This window comes from Ideonella azotifigens (assembly GCF_006519715.1).
Taxonomy (GTDB): domain Bacteria; phylum Pseudomonadota; class Gammaproteobacteria; order Burkholderiales; family Burkholderiaceae_C; genus Ideonella; species Ideonella azotifigens.
On record NZ_VIDT01000336.1, the window covers coordinates 1 to 5,906 of the forward strand.

The following is a 5,906-nucleotide window of genomic DNA, read 5'->3' on the forward strand; positions in this document are numbered from 1 at the left end:
GCTGCGCGCCCACGTGCAGCGCGAGAAGGCCGCGCTAAAGGGCGACGACGTCGGTGCGCGCAGCTTCCTGCTGGGCGACTTCCACGTCTGCCTGGCCGAATGCCTGGGCAACTCGCTGCTGGCCGACACGCTGCGCGACTTCACCGCCCGCACCACGCTGATCGCGATGCTCTACCAGTCGCAGCACGACGCAGCCGAGTCCTGCGAGGACCATGTGCGCATCGTCGAGGCGCTGGCGCGCGGCGACGCCGCCGAGGCCGAAACCCTGATGGCCGCGCACATCGGCACCGTGCAGGACGCCTTGCGCGCCAGCGACGACGAACACGACCCGCTGGCCCAGCTGCGCCAGGCCCTGGCCCCACTGCAACAGACCCAGCCCGCCCCGGCCCCGCGCCGTCGCAAGGCCAAGCCCGCAGCGAACGCATCAACCGACACCCCCACCGACGATCCCTCCCCTTACCTCGGAGCCCTGTTATGACTCATTCGCTGTCCAAGCGCCTGTTCACCACCGCCCTGACCGCGGCCGCCCTGCTGGCCGCCGCCGGTGCCGCCCAGGCCCAGAGCGCGCTGGAGAACATCCAGAAGTCCAAGACGCTGAAGGTCGCGATCCCGACCGACTACCCGCCCTACGGCTTTGTCGGCCCCGACATGGCGCCGCAGGGCCTGGACGTGGACATGGCACGGCTGATCGCCACCAAGCTGGGCGTGAAGGTCGAGCTGGTGCCGGTGACCAGCGCCAACCGCATCCCCTACCTGCAGACCAAGAAGGCCGACCTGGTGATCTCCACGCTGGGCAAGAACGCCGAGCGCGAGAAGGTGATCGACTTCACCGCCGCCTACGCGCCGTTCTTCCAGGGCGTGTTCGCACCGAAGAAGCTCAAGCTCACCTCCTTCGCCGACCTTTCGGGCAAGACCGTGGCCGTGACCCGCGGCGCGATGGAGGACCAGGAGCTGAACAAGGTTGCGCCGTCCAACGTGGACTTCCGCCGCTTCGAGGACAACAACGCCACCATGGCCGCCTTCATCGCCGGCCAGACGCAGACCATCGCAATGAGCGGTGCGGTGGCCGCCGAGATGATCCGCCGCAACCCGCAGGCCGGCGCCGAGTTCAAGCTGCTGCTCAAGGACAGTCCGTGCTTCGTCGGCATCGCCAAGGGCGAAGACGCGCTGAAGGCCAAGGTCAACGAGATCATCGCCGCCGCGAAGAAGGACGGCACGCTGGACGCGATGTCCAAGAAGTGGCTCGGCAAGACCGCGGGTGACTTGCCTCTGTAAACAGGCACTTCTTTATCACCTTCCGGCCCTGCGTTCCTTCACCGGAGTTTTCGCATGACCTTCGACTTCTGGGCCGTGCTGGCCGAATGGCCGCTGCTGCTCCAGGGCCTGGCCTGGACGCTGGGCCTCACCGTCGTCGCCACCCTCGTCGGCATGGCGGTAGGCATTGGCGGCGCCTGGGCCCGTGCCTGGGGGCCGGCGCCGCTGCGCTGGGCCGTGGGCGTGTACGTGGAGCTGATCCGCAACACGCCCTTCATCGTGCAGCTGTTCTTCATCTTCTTCGGCCTGCCGGCCGCGGGCGTGATGCTGACGCCGATCACCGCCTCGCTGATCGCGATGGTGCTGAACCTCGGTGCCTATGCGACCGAGATCATCCGCGCCGGGCTGCAGGCCACGCCGCGCGGGCAGATGGAAGCCGCGGTGAGCCTGGCGCTCAGCCCGGCGCAGGTCTTCTGGCGCGTGGTGCTGCCGCCGGCGCTGAAGAAGGTCTGGCCGGCGATGGTGAGCCAGATCATCATCGTGATGCTGGGCTCGGCCGTTTGCGGGCAGATCTCGGTCGAGGAGCTGAGCTACGCGGCCAACCTGATCCAGAGCCGCAACTTCCGCGCCTTCGAGGCCTACATCATCGCCACGCTGGCCTACCTGGCACTGGCCATCCTGGCGCGGCGTTTGTTCAACTGGCTTGGCCCGCGCTTCCTGTTCGGCAAGTGAAGAAGAAGGACATATCCGCATGACCGAATTCACTTCCTGGGACATCGTGCGCAACCTGCTGCTGGCGGTGCGCTGGACCGTGGTGCTGTCGCTGATCGCCTTTGTCGGCGGCAGCGTGGTCGGCGCGGCGTTGCTGGCGCTGCGGTTGCGCGGCGGCAAGGTGGCGCAGCACTTCATCGCCGGCTATGTGCAGGTCTTCCAGGGCACACCGCTGCTGATGCAGCTCTTCCTCGGCTACTTCGGCCTCGGGCTGCTGGGGCTGGACGTGTCGCCATGGACCGCTGCCGCGCTGGCCCTCACGCTCTACACCAGCGCCTACCTGACGGAGATCTGGCGCGGCTGTGTAGCGTCCATTCCCAAGGGCCAGTGGGAAGCGTCGACCAGCCTGGCCTTGTCGTTTGGCGAGCAGATGCGCCACGTGATCCTGCCGCAGGCGGTGAAGATCGCCACCGCGCCCACCGTCGGTTTCCTGGTGCAGGTCATCAAGGGCACGGCGCTGGCCTCGGTGATCGGCTTCGTGGAGCTGACCAAGGCCGGCTCGATGATCGCCAACGTCACCTTCCGCCCGTTCACCGTGTTTGCCTGCGTGGCGCTGTTCTATTTCGCGCTGTGCTTCCCGATCAGCCTGTTCGCGAAAAACCTCGAAAGGAAGACGAATGTCAGCCGTGCTTGAGACGACCGAGACGACCACTGCCGTGGGCGCGCCCGTGGTGCGCATCACCGCGCTGCGCAAGTCCTTCGGCACGAACGAGGTGCTCAAGGGCATTGACCTGGACGTGCTGCGCGGCGAGGTGGTCTGCATCATCGGCAAGAGCGGCTCGGGAAAGAGCACGCTTTTGAGGTGCATCAATGGCCTGGAGGAATTCCAGGACGGCTCGCTGACGGTGGACGGCAAGCCGCTGCTGCACGAAAGCGCGATGGCCATGCGCGCGCTGCGCCAGCGCGTGGGCATGATCTTCCAGGGCTTCAACCTGTTCCCGCACCTCAGCGTGGGCCGCAACGTGATGCTGGCGCCCACGCTGGTGAAAAAGCGCAGCGGCGCGGACGCCGAAGCGCAGGCGAAGAAGCTGCTGACCCGCGTGGGCCTGGCCGAGAAGTTCGACGCAATGCCCGAGCAGCTCTCCGGCGGCCAGCAGCAGCGCGTGGCGATTGCCCGTGCGCTGGCGATGGAGCCGGCCGTGCTGCTGTGCGACGAGATCACCTCGGCACTGGACCCTGAGCTGGTGGGCGAGGTGCTGCGCGTGGTCGAGAGCCTGGCCGACGAGGGCATGACGCTGCTGATGGTCACGCACGAAATGAGCTTCGCCCGCAAGGTCAGCGACCGCGTGATCTTCATGCACCAGGGGCGGGTGCACGAGATGGGCCCGCCGGCGGATTTGTTCGGCAGCCCGAAGACGCCGGAACTGCAGCAGTTCCTGTCTTCGTTGCACGATTGAACCGATTTGCCGTTCGGGCTGAGCATCTACACCGTTCGGGCTGAGCTTGTCGAAGCCCTGGCCCTTCGACAAGCTCAGGGTGAACGGAAAACACGACACCTCTCCCCGTTCGGGCTGAGCCTGTCGAAGCCTTCTTTGATTGGCATCCAACCTGGCGCCGCACAGGCCCTTCGACAGGCTCAGGGCGAACGGGTTGGGGGTGCTCAGGGCGAATGGGAAAAGAGAAACCTCTTTTTCCCCGCCCACTCAACTCCGCATCGTGAAGTTGCCACCGCTGCCTGAGCTCATGTACATGGACGGCGCCAGCGGCACCAGCCACCACATCAGCAGGTAGACCAGCAGGCCGGTGCCGCCGCAGACGAACAGCAGCACGAACAGCAGGCGCCAGGCCCAGGCGGCCAGGCCGGTGGACATCGCCAGGCCACCGCAGACGCCGCCAACCCAACGGTCATCGCGGCTGCGGCGCAGGCCGTTGACCGCGTCGACGATGGGCGAGCCACTGGGCGTGTGCTGCGCGTTGCCGGCCAGCACACGGGCCTTGGCGCGGGCAAATTCCTCGTCGCTCAGCACCCCGCTGCGGTGCAGTTCGCCAAGCTGGTTCAGTTGTTCGCTTTCAGTCATGTCAGCCTCCTGGGCCGTGGAGAGGGAATGACTGAAGCTTAGGCTTCGGCGCTGCCGGTGTCCGCCGGATGTGACCGATGGCGGCAGGGTCCGACGGACTGGCCGGTGCGCGCGACGAAGCGGCGCCGGGCTCAGCTCGACAGACCCGCCAGCGCCAGCCAGCGTGCATAAATGTGCGCGGCGGTAGCCTGGCTGTCGGCCAGGAAGCGCGTGGTGTCGGCCCGCATCGCTGCTTCGCCCTGCACCGTCGCGTGCTGCCGCAGCGGGTCGCCATCTTTCGGCGCTTCGCTGCACCAGCGGTTCAGCTTCTCGGCGTCCACCTCGATGTGGAACTGCATGCCCAGGTGCGGGCCGAAAGCGAAGGCCTGGTGCGGGCAGGCGGCATTGCCGGCCAGCAGCGTGGCGCCTGCGGGCAGGGCAAAGGTCTGGAAGTGCCACTGGTAGACCGGCAGCGGCGTGCCGCGGCCGAACCAGCCCTGCGCCAGCGGCGTCCCGGTTGGCGTGATGTGCGTCCAGCCGAATTCGGGCACCAGGTTGTCGGTCGTTGGCGCGCCAAGTGCCTTGGCCAGCATCTGGCCGCCCAGGCAATGGCCCAGCACCGGTCGGCCGCGCGCCACGGCATCGCGCAGCAGCGCTTCGGCGCGCGCGAGGAAAGGCAGGTTGTCGTTGACGCTCATCGCGCCGCCCAGCATCGCGATCGCGTCATACGGTTCGGCCGAGGCCGGCACTTCGTCGCCTGCAGCCACGCTGGCCAAGTCAAACGAGAGGCCCGACTGCTGCAACCACCGGGCGAGGTAGGCAGGTCCGTCGTCGGCCATGGGTTGCACGATGAGCAGGCGAGGGCGGGACGGCGAGGACATGGGGACCGCAAAGCAATTCGGGGGCCCGATGCTACGGCGACCGCCGCGCTACCATTCCACCCCAGGCACACCGCCCGTGCCTCCCACCCTCCAGACGGGGCAGCATTTCACATGCAGGGCTGGCGCACACCCATGGCCTTTGATCCGGCCGGTCGCGCAAGGAGGGACGCGAAGACGGCCGCCCATCGAAGGTGATCCCTCATGAAGCTCTCAGCGCCCATCCACGTCCTGAAGCAGCAGGCCAAGGCCTTGTCTCGCCAGGAAAACATCCGCCTGCATGCCGCGCTGGACCGCATCGCGGCGCGCGAAGGTTTCAAGGCCTGGAGCCACCTGGCGGCGCGCTGGCAACCCGAGTCGCCCGGTGCCGCGCTGTTCGCGCAGCTGCAGCCCGGCGACCTGGTGCTGGTCGGTTCCCGCCCCGGCCAGGGCAAGACGCTGCTGGCCATCGGCCTGGCGATAGAGGCCATGCAGCAGCGGCAACACGCGGCGCTGTTCACCATGGAATTCACCGCGGCCGACGTGGCCCGCTGCTTCGGCCAGCTGGGCCATGAACTGGCCGACTTCGGCGCGCGCTTCGTGCTCGACCTGTCCGAGCGGATTTCGGCCGAGCACATCGCCACGCGCCTGGCCGACGCACCACCGCGCACGCTGGCGGTGATCGACTACCTGCAGTTGCTGGACCAGCCGCGCGAGCACCCGCCGCTGGACCAGCAGGTGCGCACGCTGAAGGCCTTTGCGCAGGCGCGCCAGGCCATCGTCGTTTGCCTGTCGCAGATCCGCCGCGACTACGAAGCCGCCGGCCGGCCTTGCCCGGACCTGGACGACGTGCGCCTGCCCAACCCGGTGGACCTGTCGCTGTTCAGCAAGGCCTGCTTCCTGCACAACGGCAAGATGCAGCTGCTGATGGGGAGTTGAGCGGCAGTTGAACCCGGGTCAGGCCGCACGCGTCGCCCGCGTGGCCGCCTCGCGGCACAGCCGGTCGTCGCCCACCAGCGGCGACAGG

8 protein-coding genes are annotated in these 5,906 nt (G+C 67.7%); 6 read left to right on the forward strand and 2 right to left on the reverse strand.

What is annotated here, in order from left to right; genetic code table 11:
- The 5 genes from FKP22_RS18565 to FKP22_RS18585 all read left to right on the forward strand — a co-directional run.
- On the forward strand, window positions 1-478 hold a 478-nt coding region (locus tag FKP22_RS18565), incomplete at its 5' end, for a GntR family transcriptional regulator (protein WP_141289149.1).
- Complete coding sequence (locus FKP22_RS18570) at window positions 475-1,275, forward strand: transporter substrate-binding domain-containing protein (RefSeq protein ID WP_141289151.1); 801 nt, start codon at window positions 475-477, stop codon at window positions 1,273-1,275. The genes FKP22_RS18565 and FKP22_RS18570, both read left to right, overlap by 4 nt.
- A gap of 54 nt (window positions 1,276-1,329) precedes the next feature.
- The gene (locus tag FKP22_RS18575) at window positions 1,330-1,986 is read left to right on the forward strand and encodes an amino acid ABC transporter permease (protein ID WP_141289153.1); all 657 of its coding nucleotides are present in this window, start codon (window positions 1,330-1,332) and stop codon (window positions 1,984-1,986) included.
- Between the two features lie 19 nt (window positions 1,987-2,005).
- Entirely contained in the window at window positions 2,006-2,659 is a 654-nt protein-coding gene (locus tag FKP22_RS18580; RefSeq protein WP_141289155.1) for an amino acid ABC transporter permease, read from the forward strand.
- On the forward strand, window positions 2,643-3,422 hold the full coding sequence (locus FKP22_RS18585; protein ID WP_141289157.1) for an amino acid ABC transporter ATP-binding protein: 780 nt from the start codon (window positions 2,643-2,645) through the stop codon (window positions 3,420-3,422). Before FKP22_RS18580 ends, FKP22_RS18585 begins: the two co-directional genes overlap by 17 nt.
- A 246-nt stretch (window positions 3,423-3,668) precedes the next feature.
- Here the strand turns inward: FKP22_RS18585 and FKP22_RS18590 are convergent, their stop codons facing one another.
- Both FKP22_RS18590 and FKP22_RS18595 read right to left on the reverse strand, forming a co-directional pair.
- Window positions 3,669-4,043, reverse strand: coding sequence for a PspC domain-containing protein (locus FKP22_RS18590; RefSeq protein ID WP_141289159.1), 375 nt, complete (start codon window positions 4,041-4,043; stop codon window positions 3,669-3,671).
- Between the two features lie 131 nt (window positions 4,044-4,174).
- Window positions 4,175-4,903, reverse strand: a complete 729-nt coding sequence (locus FKP22_RS18595; protein ID WP_141289161.1) for a type 1 glutamine amidotransferase — start codon at window positions 4,901-4,903, stop codon at window positions 4,175-4,177.
- Window positions 4,904-5,104: 201 nt separating this feature from the next.
- Here FKP22_RS18595 and FKP22_RS18600 point away from each other — a divergent pair, with 201 nt between their 5' ends.
- A complete protein-coding gene (locus tag FKP22_RS18600) occupies window positions 5,105-5,818 on the forward strand; it encodes a DNA helicase (RefSeq protein ID WP_141289163.1) in 714 nt (237 codons plus the stop codon).
- Window positions 5,819-5,906: the final 88 nt, after the last annotated feature.

Bases quoted from the DNA above. Each gene is read 5' to 3' on its own strand.
- FKP22_RS18570 (WP_141289151.1), top strand. From the start codon at position 475: ATGACTCATTCGCTGTCCAAGCGCCTGTTCACCACCGCCCTGACCGCG.
- FKP22_RS18575 (WP_141289153.1), top strand. From the start codon at position 1,330: ATGACCTTCGACTTCTGGGCCGTGCTGGCCGAATGGCCGCTGCTGCTC.
- FKP22_RS18580 (WP_141289155.1), top strand. From the start codon at position 2,006: ATGACCGAATTCACTTCCTGGGACATCGTGCGCAACCTGCTGCTGGCG.
- FKP22_RS18585 (WP_141289157.1), top strand. From the start codon at position 2,643: ATGTCAGCCGTGCTTGAGACGACCGAGACGACCACTGCCGTGGGCGCG.
- FKP22_RS18590 (WP_141289159.1), bottom strand. From the start codon at position 4,043: ATGACTGAAAGCGAACAACTGAACCAGCTTGGCGAACTGCACCGCAGC.
- FKP22_RS18595 (WP_141289161.1), bottom strand. From the start codon at position 4,903: ATGTCCTCGCCGTCCCGCCCTCGCCTGCTCATCGTGCAACCCATGGCC.
- FKP22_RS18600 (WP_141289163.1), top strand. From the start codon at position 5,105: ATGAAGCTCTCAGCGCCCATCCACGTCCTGAAGCAGCAGGCCAAGGCC.